15 protein-coding genes are annotated in these 16,187 nt (G+C 62.9%); 13 read left to right on the plus strand and 2 right to left on the minus strand.

Annotated features, from left to right (window positions below):
• Positions 1–34 precede the first annotated feature (34 nt).
• From aliB to THL1_RS17525, 11 genes are all read left to right on the plus strand, one after another.
• Complete coding sequence (gene aliB, locus THL1_RS17475) at positions 35–1,174, plus strand: cyclohexanecarboxyl-CoA dehydrogenase (RefSeq protein WP_069084415.1); 1,140 nt, start codon at positions 35–37, stop codon at positions 1,172–1,174.
• 40 nt (positions 1,175–1,214) lie between these two features.
• Entirely contained in the window at positions 1,215–1,706 is a 492-nt protein-coding gene (locus THL1_RS17480) for a MarR family winged helix-turn-helix transcriptional regulator (protein WP_069084416.1), read from the plus strand.
• Between the two features lie 114 nt (positions 1,707–1,820).
• Positions 1,821–2,579, plus strand: coding sequence for an ABC transporter ATP-binding protein (locus THL1_RS17485; protein ID WP_069084417.1), 759 nt, complete (start codon positions 1,821–1,823; stop codon positions 2,577–2,579).
• Positions 2,572–3,294: an ABC transporter ATP-binding protein gene (locus THL1_RS17490; protein WP_069084418.1), complete on the plus strand. Its 723-nt coding sequence runs from the start codon at positions 2,572–2,574 to the stop codon at positions 3,292–3,294. Before THL1_RS17485 ends, THL1_RS17490 begins: the two co-directional genes overlap by 8 nt.
• 105 nt (positions 3,295–3,399) lie before the next feature.
• Positions 3,400–4,611, plus strand: coding sequence for an ABC transporter substrate-binding protein (locus THL1_RS17495; RefSeq protein ID WP_069084419.1), 1,212 nt, complete (start codon positions 3,400–3,402; stop codon positions 4,609–4,611).
• 58 nt (positions 4,612–4,669) lie between these two features.
• Positions 4,670–5,554 (plus strand): branched-chain amino acid ABC transporter permease, encoded by an 885-nt coding sequence (locus THL1_RS17500; RefSeq protein WP_069084420.1) that lies wholly within the window; start codon positions 4,670–4,672, stop codon positions 5,552–5,554.
• A gap of 2 nt (positions 5,555–5,556) precedes the next feature.
• A complete protein-coding gene (locus THL1_RS17505) occupies positions 5,557–6,534 on the plus strand; it encodes a branched-chain amino acid ABC transporter permease (protein WP_069084421.1) in 978 nt (325 codons plus the stop codon).
• Between the two features lie 257 nt (positions 6,535–6,791).
• Positions 6,792–8,054 carry an OprD family porin gene (locus THL1_RS17510; RefSeq protein WP_069084422.1) on the plus strand — a complete coding sequence of 421 codons (1,263 nt, stop codon included), beginning with the start codon at positions 6,792–6,794 and terminating at the stop codon, positions 8,052–8,054.
• Positions 8,055–8,076: 22 nt separating this feature from the next.
• Positions 8,077–8,757, plus strand: coding sequence for a nitroreductase (locus THL1_RS17515; RefSeq protein ID WP_237234727.1), 681 nt, complete (start codon positions 8,077–8,079; stop codon positions 8,755–8,757).
• Between the two features lie 16 nt (positions 8,758–8,773).
• Entirely contained in the window at positions 8,774–9,382 is a 609-nt protein-coding gene (locus THL1_RS17520; RefSeq protein ID WP_069084423.1) for a TetR/AcrR family transcriptional regulator, read from the plus strand.
• Positions 9,383–9,577: 195 nt separating this feature from the next.
• Positions 9,578–11,014 carry an IS1182 family transposase gene (locus THL1_RS17525; protein ID WP_069084424.1) on the plus strand — a complete coding sequence of 479 codons (1,437 nt, stop codon included), beginning with the start codon at positions 9,578–9,580 and terminating at the stop codon, positions 11,012–11,014.
• A 357-nt stretch (positions 11,015–11,371) separates the two neighbouring features.
• Here THL1_RS17525 and istB (THL1_RS17530) read toward each other — a convergent pair whose 3' ends face one another.
• Together istB (THL1_RS17530) and istA (THL1_RS17535) are read right to left on the minus strand one after the other, a co-directional pair.
• Entirely contained in the window at positions 11,372–12,127 is a 756-nt protein-coding gene (gene istB / locus THL1_RS17530; RefSeq protein WP_069084425.1) for an IS21-like element helper ATPase IstB, read from the minus strand.
• 17 nt (positions 12,128–12,144) lie between these two features.
• Positions 12,145–13,659, minus strand: coding sequence for an IS21 family transposase (gene istA, locus THL1_RS17535; protein WP_069084426.1), 1,515 nt, complete (start codon positions 13,657–13,659; stop codon positions 12,145–12,147).
• Between the two features lie 155 nt (positions 13,660–13,814).
• Between istA (THL1_RS17535) and istA (THL1_RS17540) the strand changes: the two genes are divergently transcribed.
• Together istA (THL1_RS17540) and istB (THL1_RS17545) are read left to right on the plus strand one after the other, a co-directional pair.
• Positions 13,815–15,320, plus strand: coding sequence for an IS21 family transposase (istA, locus tag THL1_RS17540; RefSeq protein WP_069086551.1), 1,506 nt, complete (start codon positions 13,815–13,817; stop codon positions 15,318–15,320).
• Positions 15,313–16,113: an IS21-like element helper ATPase IstB gene (gene istB / locus THL1_RS17545; protein ID WP_069084427.1), complete on the plus strand. Its 801-nt coding sequence runs from the start codon at positions 15,313–15,315 to the stop codon at positions 16,111–16,113. Before istA (THL1_RS17540) ends, istB (THL1_RS17545) begins: the two co-directional genes overlap by 8 nt.
• Positions 16,114–16,187 lie beyond the last annotated feature (74 nt).

Genomic DNA, 16,187 nt, shown 5'->3' on the forward strand with positions numbered 1-16,187 from the left:
CACTGCCTCGCGCCGAACCGGCCCGGAGAGAGACATGAACTTCGCATTCAACGAATATCAGAACGCCATCCGTGAAAGCGTCGCGCGCTTCAGCGCCGAGGTCCTGGCGCCCGGCTACAAGAAGCGCGATCAGGCCGGCGAGATCGAGCGCTCGGTCATCGAACAGATGGGGCAAATGGGCCTCCTGGGCGGCGAGTTGCCGGAAGAGTTTGGCGGCAGCGGCCTGGACTGCGTCACAGCCGGCCTGATCATCGAAGAGATTTCCCGGGGCGACTTCAACGTCGGCTACATCCCCCTGCTGACCTCGCTCAATGGCCAGATCATCGCCCAGCACGCCTCCCCCGAACTGGCCCGGGAGTGGCTTACCGAAATCACCGCCGGGCGCAAGATCGTCTGTATCGCCCTGACCGAACCCAGCGGCGGCTCCGACGCCGCCAGCCTGCGCCTGAAGGCCGAGCGCAAGGGCAACGTCTACGTGCTGAACGGCGAGAAAACCTCCATTTCCATGGCCGACCAGGCTGACGTCGCCGTGGTCTTCGCCCGCACCGGTACCCCAGAGCAGCGCGCCAGTGGCATCAGCGCTTTCCTCGTGCCCATGACGCTGCCCGGCATCAGCACCACTCGCTTCGACGATGCCGGCGAGCGCGCCATCGGCCGAGGCTCCATTTTCTTCGACAACGTGGAAGTGCCCGTTAGCCATCGCCTGGGCGAGGATGGCAAAGGTTTCAAGCAGGTAATGCAGGGCTTCGACTACAGCCGTGCGCTGATCGGCCTGCAATGCCTGGCCCTGGCCCAGCAGTCCCTCGATGAAACCTGGAGCTGGCTGACTGAGCGCCAGGCCTTCGGTCAGCCGTTGGCCGCCTTCCAGGGCCTGACCCATCCGCTGGCGGAACTGCAGACCTATGTGCACGCCGCCCGCCTGCAGTGCTACCACTCGCTGTGGCTGAAGGACAACGGCCTGCCCCACAACGCCGAAGCGGCGATGAACAAGTGGTGGGCACCGAAGCTGGCCTTCGACGTGGTCAAGCAGTGCCTGCTGGCCCACGGACACACCGGCTACGGCGAAGACCTGCCGTTCGCTCAGCGCCTACGCGATGTTCTGGGCCTACAGATCGGCGATGGCACGGCGCAGATCATGAAGAATATCATTGCCCGCGAACTCACTCCGAAATAACGCCTTGTCTGCCCCGCAGACGGGGCTGCAAGGAATCCCGATGACCGATAACGAGAGCAAAGGCATACCCAACAGACTGTTCTTCCGGCTGTTCCAGACCGGCAACGTGCTGCAGCGGCAGGTACAAAACGAGATGGGCATCAGCACCGTGCAATGGGCGGTGCTCGGTGCGCTGTCTAGAGGAGGTTTCGAGGCGGGCATCTCCTTCAACCAGTTGACGGAGTACCTGTTTGTCAGCCGGCAGAGCCTGGACGGTGTACTCAAGCGCATGGAGCGCGACAACCACGTGCTGCGCGTACCCCATCCCGACGATGGACGCGCGCGCCTGGTCAAGCTGACCGATCAGGGACGTGCCTATTGGGAGAGTTTGCAGGAACGGATCTACCAGTTTTACCAGCAGGGTTTGAAGGGCTTCAGTTTCGACGACAGCGTCAACTTCCTGCACTACCTGAACAAATTGCAGCACGACCTGGCCCGGATCGACCTGGGCCATGGTCACCAGGCGGGGATGGAGGAACAGGCCGAGGTCTAGCCAGGGTTTCCCGTTTCTGCCAAGCGCTTCGGCGCGGATTGGGTTCACTCCATGCCCACGGGCATGGTGCCGGTTGAATAACAACAATCACCACCTGGCAGGAACGAATCAGCGATGCACAACGTCATCCTCGAAACCCGGGGTTTGACCAAGGAGTTCAATGGCTTCACCGCCGTGGACTCGGTCGATCTCAAGGTGCAAGAAGGGCATATCCATGCCTTGATCGGCCCCAACGGCGCCGGCAAATCCACCGTCTTCAACCTGTTGACGCGCTTTCTGCCCGCCAGCCGTGGCGAGGTGTTCTACCAGGGGCAGTCGATAAGCAGGCTGTGCCCTCACCGCATAGCCCACCTGGGCCTGGTGCGTTCTTTCCAGATTTCCGCCGTATTCGGTCACATGAGCGTGCTGGAGAACGTGCGCGTGGCCCTGCAACGGCGCCTGGGCACCTCCTTCCATTTCTGGAAGTCATTACGCACCCTCGAGTCGCTCGACGAGCGCGCCATGCAACTGCTCGAAGCCGTGGACCTGCAGGACTTCGCCAGGCGCAAGACTGCCGAACTGCCCTATGGCCGTAAACGCGCCCTGGAGCTGGCCACCACCCTGGCCCTGGAGCCGAAGGTCATGCTGCTGGACGAGCCGACCCAAGGCATGGGCCATGAGGATGTCGACCGCGTTGTCGAACTGATCCGCAAGGCTGCGCTGGGGCGCACGGTGCTGATGGTCGAGCACAACCTGCATGTGGTCAGCAGCCTGTGCGACCGCATCACGGTGCTGGCGCGCGGCAGCGTACTCGCAGAAGGCGACTACGCCAGCGTCGCGCAAGACCCCCGGGTGCGCGAAGCCTACCTGGGCAAGGAGGCTAGCCATGGCTGAGCACCTTCCCCTGGAGCAGGAACAACTGCGCCTGTCCAACGTCCACGCCTTCTACGGCGAGTCGCACGTCCTGCATGGCATCGACCTGCGGGTGCACCGCGGCGAGCTGGTTACCCTGCTCGGGCGCAATGGTTCCGGCCGCAGCACGATCCTCAAATCGATCATGGGCATGGTCGGCCGACGCACCGGCTCGATCATGGTCAATGGCAAGGAGACCACCCACCTCCCCGCCTTCCGGATTCCGCGCCTGGGCACCGGCTACTGCCCCGAGGAGCGTGGCATCTTCGCCAGCCTGGATGTCGAGGAGAACCTCCTGCTGCCCCCCACCGTCCGCAGCGGCGGCATGACCCTCGACGAGATCTACGAGATGTTCCCCAACCTCTACGAGCGCCGCCGCAGCCAGGGCACGCGCCTGTCCGGCGGTGAACAGCAGATGCTGGCCATGGCCCGCATCCTGCGTAGCGGCGCCAACCTGCTGCTGCTCGACGAAATCACCGAAGGCCTGGCGCCGGTGATCGTGCAGAAGCTGGCCGAAGTGCTGATCAAGCTGAAGCAGAAGCAACTGACCATCATTCTGGTGGAGCAGAATTTTCGCTTCGCCGCACCGCTGGCCGACCGGCACTACCTGATCGAGCACGGCCGAATCCTCGACGAAATCAGCGCCGCCGAACTGCCGCACAAGGTGGACATGCTGCACCGGCAACTGGGCGTCTGACCGCGACACCGCGACACCCCGTCACCACGACCACCCGATCATTGGCTCACCACCCAGGAGCCAGGGGTCCCCCTGGCCCGAAAAACCCGAAGAGAGGCAACAACCATGAAAACAACAATAAGACCCGTGGTAGCAGCGCTGGCCCTGAGCACCGCCGGCATCGCCAATGCGCAAGTCAGCGACAATGAAATCCGCATCGGCTACCTGGCGGACATGTCCGGCGCCTATCGCGACCTGGGAGGCCCCGGTGGGCTGGAGGCCCTGAACATGGCCGTCGAGGACTTCGGCGGCCAAGTCAATGGCGCCAGGATCGTGGTCCGCAGCGCCGATGACCGCAACAGCCCGGATGTCGGCGCCAACACGACCCGGGAATGGATCGACCGTGGCAATGTCGACATGGTCGCCGGACTGGTTTCATCGGCCGTCACCATCGCCGTGACCCGCATCCTGGAGGAGACCAACAGGCTCGGCCTGGTGTCGATCTCCGCGTCTTCGGCCATCACCAACGAGTACTGCACCGCCAACCACATTCACTGGGTGTACGACACCCACGCGATGGCCAATGGCACGGCCAAGGCCATCGTCCAGGAAGGTGGCGACAAGTGGTTCATCCTCGCTGCCGACTATGCCTTTGGCCACGCCATGGAGGCCGACGTGGAGCGCACGGTCACCGCCGCCGGCGGCCAGGTCGTCGGCAAGGCGCGCCACCCACTGGCCTCCAGTGACTTCTCGTCGTACATCCTGCAGGCGCAGAGCTCCGGGGCCAACGTCATCGGCCTGGCCAACGCCGCAGCCGATACGGTCAACGCCATCACTACGGCCAAACAGTTCGGCCTGACCGACTCCGGGCAAAACCTGGCCGGCCTGATGGTGTTCATCAATGACATTCACGCCCTTGGCCTCGATGCCACCCAGGGCCTGCAACTGACCACCGGCTGGTACTGGGACCAGGACGAGAAAAGCCGCGCCTGGGCGCAGCGGTTCCATGAGCGCACCAAGCGAATGCCGACCATGGTGCAAGCCGGGATCTACTCCAGCACCCGCCACTACCTGCAGGCGATAAAGGATGCCGGCACCGATGAGGCGCAAGCCGTGCGCCGGCAGATGATGGCCACTCCAGTCAACGACATGTTCACCAGCAACGGCAAGATCCGCGAAGACGGCCGCATGGTCTATGACATGTACCTGGCCCAGGTGAAGAAGCCAGCCGAATCCAAGGGCGAATGGGACCTGTACAAGATCGTCCGCACCATCCCGGCGGACGAGGCCTTCCGTCCTCTGACAGAGAGCAAGTGCAAACTGGTCAACAAGTCCTGACCCCCTCAGCCGGCCCGCAGTCTGGCGACAGCGGGCCCCTTGGGATGGAGAACAGCCCATGACAATCTTCGATGTTCCGGCCGTCGCCCTGTTCGGCCAACTCATGCTCGGCCTGATCAATGGCGCCTTCTACGCCCTGCTCAGCCTGGGCCTGGCGATCATTTTCGGCCTGCTGAAGGTGATCAATTTCGCCCATGGCGCGCAATACATGCTTGGGGCATTCACTGCGTTGTTGCTGCTCCAGCACCTCGGCATCGACTACTGGACCGCCCTGCTGCTGGTCCCCGTACTGGTCGGCCTGTTCGGCGTCGCCCTCGAGCGCTTCTTGCTACGGCCGCTTGCGGGGGAAAGCCACCTCTATAGCCTGCTGCTGACTTTCGGCCTGGCTCTGATCATCCAGGGCCTGTTCACCAACCTCTTCGGCAGCTCAGGCATCAGCTACCCGACACCGGAGGTATTTCGCGGCACCCTCGATCTCGGCTTCATGCATCTGCCGGCCTACCGCGCCTGGGTCGTCGTCGCGGCCCTGGCGCTGTGCTTCGCCGCATGGTTGATCATCGAGCGGACCCGCCTCGGCGCCTACCTGCGCGCCGGCACGGAGAATCCCCGCCTGATGCAAGCATTTGGCATCAACATTCCGTTCATGGTCACCATGACCTATGGCTTCGGCGTCGCCCTCGCGGCCTTCACCGGTGTCCTGGCGGCGCCGCTGTACAGCGTCTCTCCCGGCATGGGTGCGAACCTGCTGATCGTGGTGTTCGCCGTAGTGGTGATCGGCGGCATGGGCTCCATCGCCGGCGCGGTGATCACCGGCCTGGCCATGGGCCTGATCGAAGGCCTGACCAAGGTGTTCTATCCGCAGGCCGCAACCACGGTGATCTTCCTGGTCATGGTTCTGGTGCTGCTGTTCAAACCCACCGGCCTGTTCGCCAAGGAGGCATGAACATGAACGAGACCGCCCTCTTGCAGAACGCCCTGCTCCACTCGCAGCGGCAAAAAAGACTCTACTTCGGCCTGGCATTCCTGGGCATCGCGATGCTGGCACCCCTGGTCGCCTACCCGATCTTCCTGATGAAACTGCTGTGTTTCGCGCTGTTCGCCTGCGCCTTCAACCTGCTGCTTGGGCATGTCGGCCTGTTGTCCTTCGGGCATGCGGCATTCCTGGCCACCGGCGGCTATACGACGGGCTGGCTGCTGACCGCGCATAGCGGGCTGACGCCGGAACTGGGGATTCTCGGCGGTACTGTCGCAGCCACCTTGCTTGGCCTGCTGTTCGGCGTGCTGGCGATCCGCAGACAGGGCATCTACTTCGCCATGATTACCCTGGCCCTCGCGCAGATGGTGTACTTCATCTACCTCCAGGCGCCGTTCACTGGCGGCGAAAACGGCCTGCACGGCATACCCCGTGGCAAGTTGTTCGGACTGGTGGACTTGAAGAACGACCTGGCCCTGTACTACTTCGTCTTGGCGATCGTCGTCGGCGGCTACCTGCTGATCCAGCGAACCGTGCACTCCCCCTTCGGCCAGGTGCTGCGCGCCATTCGCGAGAACGAGCCGCGCGCCATCTCCCTGGGCTACAACGTCGATGCCTACAAGCTACTGGCGTTCGTCCTGTCCAGCGGCCTCGCCGGCCTGGCTGGCGCCACCAAGACCGTGGTGTTCCAGTTCGCCAGCCTGACCGATGCACACTGGCACATGTCCGGCGAAGTCATCCTGATGACGCTGCTCGGCGGCGTTGGCACCCTGCTCGGCCCAGTGGTGGGATCGAGCCTCGTGGTCTGGCTGCATCACCTGCTCGGCGGCAGCGCACTGGGCAGCTGGATGGGCGTGATCCTCGGCGTGATCTTCGTGCTCTGCGTGCTGCTGTTCCGCGCCGGAATCGTCGGATACGTGCGGCTATTCGTCGAACGCAACCTGCGCTAACAACCGACCAGGGCCCACGCCTCCGCGGCGTGGGCCCTGGGGCGCCCCCTTCCGGCCTACCCGCTGGAAAAATGGCGGCCAGCCGACAGATGACCTCAAATATTTATGACAACATATTGATATTTATTTTGAGCAATCTTAGGTTTTACACACTCACCAACTGACCGCACAAACCAAAGACACCGTGAATCCTGCGAGATAACGCTCGTAGCAGGACGACTCATGGCTACCAACAAAAACAAGTAAAGGTAAACACCATGCACATTGATCGTCGAATTCAACTCAACGTACTAGCCCTGCTCGGACTCGCGCCTCTCGCGGCCCAGGCCGGTTTCATCGAAGACAGCCAGTTGAGTCTGGAAACCCGCAATTTCTACATGAACCGCGACTACCGCGACGCCGACAAGCCAGACACCCCGCGCTTTCGCGGCGAGCCCAAGGCCAAGGCCGAGGAGTGGGCCCAGGGATTCATGCTGCGCTACAGCTCCGGCTTCACCGAGGGCACCTTCGGGCTGGGCGTCGACGGCCTGGGGCTGCTGGGGGTGAAACTGGACTCCGGGCGCGGTACCAGCGGCACCGGTGCCCTGCAGGTACAACGCGACGGCGAGGTGTCCGACGAGTTTTCGTTCTTCGGCCCGACCGCCAAGGCGCGGCTGGGCAAATCCGTGCTCACGGTGGGCACCCATGCCCCCACCCTGCCCATTGCCTTCCGCAATGACACCCGACTGCTGCCGCAGACCTTCCAGGGCGCGCAGATCGTCTCCAGCGACCTTGACAAGCTCACCCTCACCGCTGGCCAGTTCCGCGCCACGCGCCTGCGCAACTCCAGCGACTACGAGGACATGAACATGTTCGCCGACGGTGCTGTCGGCGGCGTGGCCAGCGACCGTTTCAACTACGCCGGCGCCACCTGGGCGCCCTCCTCCAGCCTGACGACCACCTACTATCAGGCCGAGCTGAAGGACAACTACCGGCAGCACTACGCCAACCTGCTGCATGCATTGCCAATGGCCGAGGGGCTAAGCCTGAAGTCTGACATCCGCTATTTCCGCAGCACGGACGAAGGCCGCACCACGGTGGACAACCGCAACCTCGGGGCCATGTTCACCCTCATGTACCGAGGCCATGCTCTGGGCTTCGCCTACCAGGACCAGAGGGGCGACACCGGCCAGCCCTTCATCGCCGGCGGCACCGACCCCTGGACGCTGAACACCGTCACCTACCACCACTTCCTGCGCGCTCGCGAGGACTCCTGGCAGCTGCGCTACGACTACGACTTCGCGGCCATGGGCATCCCCGGTCTGTCGCTGATGACCCGCTACGTCTCCGGCGACAACTTCGAGATCGGCGGACAGGACGCGCGGGAATGGGAGCGCAACACGGACATCGCGTACGTGGTGCAAGGCGGGCCGCTCAAGGGCCTCAGCCTGCGCTGGCGCAACGTCACCTACCGTGGCAGCCACACCACGGACATCGACGAGAACCGCTTCATCGTCGGATACACCTTCAAGTTCTGGTAAGCACCCGGGAGAGCCAGCATGCATGTCGACGCCGCCATCCGTTCACGCAAATCCGTCCGCCGCTTCCAGCCCTGGCCGGTGCCGCAACACACCATCCGGCAACTGCTGGAACTGGCAGCGCGCGCCCAGCGGGAACAACATCCAGCCCTGGCAGGTGCATGTTGTCACCGGAGCGAAGAAGCAGGCGCTGTGCGAGGCGATTCTCCAGCAGGCGCAGGCCGGCGATCCGGGTGAAGCGGAATACCGCTACTACCCGGACCAGTGGCGCGAACCTTATCTGGCACGGCGCCGAGAGGTGGGCTTCGGCCTTTACCAGGCGCTGGGCATCGACCGCCATGACCTCGACGCGCGCCGCCAGCAGGAACTCTGCAACTACAGCTTCTTTGACGCACCCGTTGGCCTGCTGATCAGCCTGGACCGACGCCTGAACACCGGCAGCTACCTGAATCTCGGCATGTTCATCCAGACCTTCATGCTCGCCGCCCGCGGCAAGGGGCTGCACACCTGTGCGCAAGCGGCATTTTCCTGGTATCACGAAGTGGTCCGCCAGCATGTCCCGCTGCCGCCAGAGCATATCCTGGTCTGTGGCATCGCTCTCGGCCACGCGGATACCGAAGCGGCCGCGAATGCATTTGCCACGGCCCGCGAACCGGTGTCGACCTTCGCTTCCTTCCACGGTTTCGAATCCATTAGCCAAGCCTGAGCGCTGGAAAGATCCCATGTCCGCTGACACCGAGCACGTCATCCGCCAGGCCGCCATTGAACTGATCGCCTGCCAAGGCTACGAGGCGATGACCCTGCGTGGGCTCGCCGCCCACGCCGGAGTGAACGCAAGCACCCTGTATCTATACTTCAAGGGCAAACAAGAACTGCTGGCCAGCCTAGTACTGGACTATTACGAAGACCTCCTCGATGCCTGGCTGGAAACGAAGCCGACCGCCGTCCCCGCTAGGAACGCGTGGTCGGCGTTTGTCGGTTTCCATGTCGGCCGGCACTTGAGCAACCGCCAGTTGGGCCTGCTGGGAAACCTGGAGATCCGCTGCCTGGATGGAGCCGGCCTACAGAACGTGAAACGCGCACGTCGCCGTTATCTGGAGGAAATCCAGACGCTCATCCGGCAAGGCGTCGCAGAGGGAGTTTTCGAATGCCCGGAGCCCAAATTGTCCGCCAACATTCTCTTCAATCTTCTGACCCACGCCTGCGCCTGGTATCGGGACGAAGGCCGCCTCTCCCGGGAGGAAATAAGCGTGCATTATCAGGCACTGACCTCAAGGATGCTGGCACCGGCAGCAATTGAACCCGGAACCAGTAGCAATGGCTGCTCCTGACTTTGGTACCTTGAGGACCAGACAGAAGGTGCGAGCCACACCCAACTATGAGAGGGCCCACTCCATCACTTTGGGGAAGAGAAGCCATCCCCCAATGCCGCTTCTGGCCCCTCGAAAAGGCAGCTATCGGCCCAGGCTGTGTGAAAACGTCGTCCTCGCCTAGAGTTGCTGAAGCAACGTCAGCGGGGGCGACGTATGAAGCGATTCATCGAGGAGGCAAGCCGGACGCATGTCAGTTTGCTGCCCGAATGCCTGGAGGATTTCGTCGCCGAAGACAACCCGATCCGGGTGGTCGAAGCCTTCGTCGAGCAACTCGACCTGGTGACCCTGGAATTCGATGGGGTGGCGCCGGCGGCAACCGGTCGGCCGTCCTACCATCCCGCGGTGCTGCTGAAGATCTACCTCTACGGTTACCTCAACCGCATCCAGTCCAGCCGACGCCTGGAGCGTGAATGTCAGCGCAACCTCGAACTGATGTGGCTGACCGGACGACTCGCGCCAGACTTCAAAACCATCGCCGACTTCCGCCGTGACAATGGTAAAGCCATCCGCAACGTCTGCCGGCAGTTCGTCGTGCTCTGTCGTCAACTCGACCTGTTCTCGCAGTCGCTGGTGGCCATCGACGGCAGCAAGTTCAAAGCCGTCAACAACCGTGATCGCAACTTCACTCCGGGCAAGATCCGCGCCCGCATGGAGCAGATCGAGAGAAGCATCGAGCGCTACTTGGCGGCAATGGATACCGCCGACCGGACGCAATCCGATGTCGCCGAAGCCAAGGCCAGCCGCCTGCAGGACAAGCTCGAAAAGCTCAAGCAGCAGATGCAGGCACTCAAGGAAATGGAGCAGCAGTTGCGTGAAGCACCGGACGGGCAGGTCTCGCTGACCGATCCAGATGCGCGATCCATGGCCACCCGTGGCAGAGGCACCGGCGTGGTCGGCTACAACGTGCAGACGGCCGTCGATACTCAGCATCACCTCATCGTCGCCCATGAGGTCACCAATGTCGGCCATGATCGCTCCGCACTGGCGACAATGGCCGAGCAGGCGCGTAGCGCCATCGGGGTTGAAGGCCTTACCGTCGTCGCCGACCGTGGTTATTTCAAGGGCGAAGAAATACTTGCTTGCGACCAATCTGGCATCACCGCCTATGTCCCTAAGCCGCTGACATCCAATAGCAAGGCAGATGGGCGCTTCGGCAAGCAGGATTTTGTGTATGTGCCGGAGAAGAATGAGTACCGCTGTCCCGCGGGGCAGAGCCTGATCTATCGCTACACGAATCTCGAGGCCGGCCTGACGACACATGCGTACTGGAGCTCGAACTGCAAGCAATGTGCAATCCGATCGCAATGCACCAGTGAGCCATTCAGGCGAGTTCGACGCTGGGAGCACGAGGACGTCATCAATGCCATGCAGCATCGCCTCGATCATCAACCAGAGATGACGGGCATCCGCCGCCAGACCGTCGAGCACCCGTTTGGCACGCTCAAGCACTGGATGGGCGCGACGCACTTCCTGACCAAAACGCTACCCCGAGTGAGCACGGAGATGAGCCTGCATGTGCTCGCTTACAACCTCAAACGGTTGATGAGCATCATGGGCATCCGCGGAGCGGTGGCGGCCTTGCAGTCCTGAGGAGGACTTTTTTCACGTTCATTGCCGTCTCCCGATGCCATCGGAGACCTCTGAGACCTACTACTGTTGCCGCTGACCGAAAACTGACCCAGTAAAGCCCGTTGTGCTGACTGAAAACTGACCCAGGTGTTCCACTGCACCTGCTCAATTTTTGAGCAGGAGAACACAGGGTGATCAGCATGGAAATGATGGGCAAAATTCGGCGGATGTACTTTCGCGACAAGCTGTCTGCGGATTCCACGCTATCCGGCCACCCAGTCCAGGCTTATCCGGCCGGGCACTCCACGCACATCCGGCCACCTGTTCCACGCACATCCGGCCGGGCAGTCGGAGCGCAGCGACGCAGGGCTGGCATTGTTAGTCTGAGGCGCCCAGCGCCGTCAATTTCTTCGCCCGCTTACGCATCGATTCGCCCTTGAGATTGATCCGATACGCGTTGTGCACCAGGCGGTCGAGGATGGCGTCGGCCAGGGTCGGATCGCCGATCAGTTCGTGCCAGTTGTCCACCGGCATTTGGCTGGTCACGATGGTCGAGCGCTGGCCGTAGCGGTCGTCCAGCAACTCCAGCATGTCGCGACGCTGTTCGGCGGTAAAGGGAGCCAGGCCCCAGTCATCGAGGATCAGCAGGTCGGTCTTGGCGTAGCTGCTCATCAGCTTGGCGAAGCGCCCGTCACCGTGGGCCAGGCCCAGTTCTTCCAGCAAGCGCGGCAGGCGCAGGTATCGCACGCGGTAGCCGTCCCGGCAGGCCTGGTGGGCCAGGGCGCAGGCCAGCCAGGTTTTGCCGACACCGGTGGGGCCGCCGATGATCAGGTTAAGGCCGTCGCGTAGCCACTGGCCGCTGCTCAGTTGCAGGATCAGCGCCTTGTCGAGCCCGCGTGGACTGCGGTAGTCGAGGTCTTCGAGGCAGGCGTTGTGGCGCAGCCTGGCCTGACGCAGGCGGCTGCTCAGGCGCTTGTCGTCGCGCTCGGTCAACTCGCGGTCGACCAGCAGGCCGAGCCGTTCCTCGAAGCTCAGGCTGTCGATATCAGGCGTTTTCAATTGCTCGGCGAGGGCCTTGAGCATGCCGTGCAGGCGCAGGGTCTGGAGCTTGTCCAAGGTCGGATGGGGCAGCATGGTGGGATTCCTTGGGTTCAGTGGTAGTAGCCGGGGCCACGCAGGTTGGCGTGATCGTCCGGCAGCAGGGGCAGGTGCTGCTGGGCCAATGGCAGGTTTTCTAGGCCCTGGCGCAGGATCGACTCGAGGCTCTTGTAGCTGCACGCACCGAGGCTGAGGGCGCGGCGGCAGGCCAACTCCAAGCGCGCCTCGCCATGGGTTTTACCGAGGCGCAGGATGCCCAGGCAGGCCCGGTAGCCATGAGTCGGATGGATGCGTCGTTCGAGGATGTACTGGATCACCCCGGCGGTGTGCGGGCCAGTCTGCTCGGCCCAGCGCACCAGCCGCTGCGGCGTCCACTCGGCATGCTCGCGATGGCTTTGGGGCATGTGCTCGGTCTGCGTGCTGTGCCGGCCTTTGTGCAGCGAGCGCAGGTGGCTGGCCACCCGCTGGTTGGCGTGGAAGCACTCGACGGTACGCGCCGTTAGGCGCACCTCCAGTTGCTGCTTCACCAACTGGTAAGGCACCGAGTAGTAATGCCCCTCGACCTCGACGTGGTAGTCGATGTGCACCCGGGCCTTCTTCCACTCGGCATAGATGTAGGGTTGCTCCGGTAGCGAGCGCAGCGCGGGTCGATCCAGGGCCTCAAAGGCCGATTGCCGGGAGCCTGGCAGCTTGCGAAACGGTCGCCGGTTGAGCCGCTCCAGCAGCGTTGCGATGGCCGTGTTGAGTTCATCCAGGGAGAAGAACTGGCGGTTCCTCAGCGCGGCGAGGATCCAGCGCTCGACCACCTGCACGCCGACTTCGGCCTTGGCCTTGTCGCGCGGCTTGCGCGCCCGCGCGGGCAGCACCGCCACGCCATAGTGCTCGGCCAAGTCGCGGTAGCTGGGGTTGATGTCCGGCTCGTAGCGATGGGGCTTGCTCACCGCGCTGCGTAGGTTGTCCGGCACCACGATCTCGGGCACCCCGCCGAGGAAGGCGAAACAGCGGGCATGGGAGCCCAGCCAGTCCGGCAGCCGCTGTGACCAGGTGGCTTCGGCGAAGGTGTAGCTGGAAGCGCCGAGCACCGCGACGAACACCTGCGCCTGACGGATCTCGCCGCTGTGGCGGTCGATCACCGGTACCGTCTGCCCGGCGTAGTCGACGAACAGTTTCTCGCCGACGCGATGCTCCTGGCGCATCACCACATCCAGCTTGCCCTGCCAGGCCCGGTAGTGTTCGCAGAACCAGCTGTACTGAAAGCCCTGCGGCTGGCTCAGGCGGTACTCCTGCCAGAGCAGCGCCAGGGTCACACCAGGTCGGCGCAGTTCGGCATGCACCCAGGCCCAGTCGGGCAGTGGCCGCTGCTCGCTGGGCACCACCGGAGGCGGTGGAAACAGCTGGCGTTCCAACTCGGCATCGGACAACGAACAGGGCCAGTTGAAGCCGCTGGCAGCAAAGCGGTTGAGGTAATCGCCGACGGTGGCGCGACCGATCTGCACGCTGACCGCAATCTGGCGAGCCGATAGTCCGACCTCGAATTTGAGGCGCAGTACTTCGCGAATCTTACGCATGGATAAACGCTCCACGACGACCTCTCTGCTTCGAAAAAGAGGCCGATGGTAGTGAAGAAATCCTGCGTGGCTGCCTGCCCAGGAGGGTGGCCGGATGGCCGTGGAATCAGTGGCCGGATGCGCGTGGAATGGGTGGCCGGATCACCGTGGAATCGGTGGCCGGATGCTCATGGAATGGGTGGCCGAATGGCCGTGGAATCCGCAAGCTGTCCTTGCATGAGATAGCCAAGCGTACCGGGCTGTCGCGTAACACCATCCGAAAATGGGTCAGAGCACCTGAGTCAACGCAGCCGGTCTACCAGCGGCGGGCCGTGTTCAACAAGCTCAGCCCCTTTCACGAGACGTTGGAGCAGGCACTCCGGGCTGATGCCTTCAGGGCGAAGCAGAATCGCCGGAGCGCCAAGGCGTTGCTGTTGATGATCCGGGCTGAAGGGTATGACGGCGGCTATAGCCAGCTCACCGCCTTCATCCGTCACTGGCGTGGTGAACAAGGCAAGGCGGTACGCGCCTTTGTGCCGTTGGCGTTCGCGCTGGGTGAGGCCTTTCAGTTTGATTGGAGCGAGGAAGGGATGCTGATTGGCGGCATCTTCCGACGCATCCAGGTCTCTCACATGAAGCTGTGTGCCAGTCGTGCCTTCTGGTTGGTGGCCTACCCCAGCCAGGGACATGAAATGCTGTTCGATGCCCACACCCGCTCATTCGCCGCACTGGGCGGGGTACCCCGGCGCGGCATCTACGACAACATGAAGACGGCGGTCGACAAGGTCAGCAAGGGCAAAGGTCGGACGGTCAATGCCCGCTTCACAGTGATGTGTTCGCACTACCTGTTCGATCCCGACTTCTGCAACGTCGCTTCCGGCTGGGAAAAAGGCATCGTCGAAAAGAACGTGCAGGATAGCCGGCGCCGCATCTGGTTGGACGCCCGAGCCTGCACCTTTCACAGCTTCGAAGAGCTGAATGCCTGGCTCGCTCAGCGCTGTCGAGCATTGTGGGGCGAGTTGGTGCACCCGCAGTACAACGGGCTGACGGTGGCGGAAGTCCTGGAGTTGGAGCGGGTGGAAATGATGCCGATGCCCACCGCCTTCGATGGCTACGTCGAACGCACGGTTCGCGTCTCCAGCACCTGCCTGATCAGCGTGGCACGCAACCGCTATTCAGTCCCGTGTGAACGCGTTGGCCAGTGGGTCAGTAGCCGGCTCTATCCCGCTCGGATCGTCGTGATGGCCGATGACGGCATGATTGCCAGTCATGAGCGCCTGTTTGATCGAGACCAGGTCAGCTATGACTGGCAGCACTACATCCCGCTGATCGAGCGCAAACCCGGTGCCTTGCGCAACGGCGCCCCGTTTGCTGATTTGCCTAAGCCATTGCGCCTGCTCAGGCAGGGGCTGAGGCGACACGCCCAGGGCGATCGGATCATGACCCAGGTGCTGGCGGCTGTTCCCATTGCCGGCCTGGATGCCGTGCTGGTCGCCGTGGAACTGGTACTGCAATCCGGCAGCCTGAGTGCCGATCACATCCTTAACGTCGTGGCCCGTTTGACGTCGACTGAAGCCCCGCCCTCGGTCGAGACCAGCCTGCCACTCAAGGTCGCCCCTGTCGCCAATACGGCGCGCTATGACCGACTGCGCAGCACCGATGAGGAGGTGCGCAATGCGTGATCTGACCGACGAACTCAAAGGGCTGCGTTTGCATGGTATGGCCAACGCTTGGGCAGAGCTGGCCGCGCAAGGCGAATCCACCACGGCGTCATCCAAATGGTTGCTCGAACATCTGCTCGAACAGGAGCATGCCGACCGCGCCGTGCGCTCAGTGAGCCACCAGATGAACATGGCCAAGCTCCCCCTGCACCGCGACTTGGCTGGCTTCGACTTCAGTGCCTCCAGTGCCGACGCCAGGCTGGTCAAGGAACTGTCCAGTTTGACGTTTACGGACACCGCGCAGAATGTGGTGTTCATCGGTGGCCCGGGGACGGGGAAAACGCACCTGGCGACGGCACTGGCCGTATCTGGCATCACACAGCACAACAAGCGGGTGCGCTTCTACTCCACGGTCGACCTGGTCAACCTGCTGGAGCGAGAAAAACACGAGGGCAAGGCGGGACGCATCACCCGGGGGCTGCTGCGAACGGATCTGGTGATCCTCGATGAGCTGGGGTATTTGCCCTTCAGCCAAAGCGGTGGCGCGCTGCTGTTTCACCTGCTCTCCAAGCTGTACGAGCACACCAGCGTGATCATCACCACCAACCTCAGCTTCGCCGAATGGTCGAGTGTGTTTGGTGACGCGAAGATGACCACGGCGCTGCTGGATCGGCTGACGCATCACTGTCACATCGTCGAAACCGGCAACGAATCCTACCGCTTGCAACACAGCAGTCTGGTTGCCCAGACCAAGATCCAGGCACGGGAGCGCAAGCGCACCGATGTCGTGGAGCCGGAGGACGATCCCTTTTGAGCCGGTCGAAGCGACCTCACCACAGGATGCATTGGGTGGGGTCAGCTTCGTTTACCCACCTGACGACTGCTAGG

The organism is Pseudomonas sp. TCU-HL1 (assembly GCF_001708505.1).
Lineage (GTDB): Bacteria > Pseudomonadota > Gammaproteobacteria > Pseudomonadales > Pseudomonadaceae > Metapseudomonas.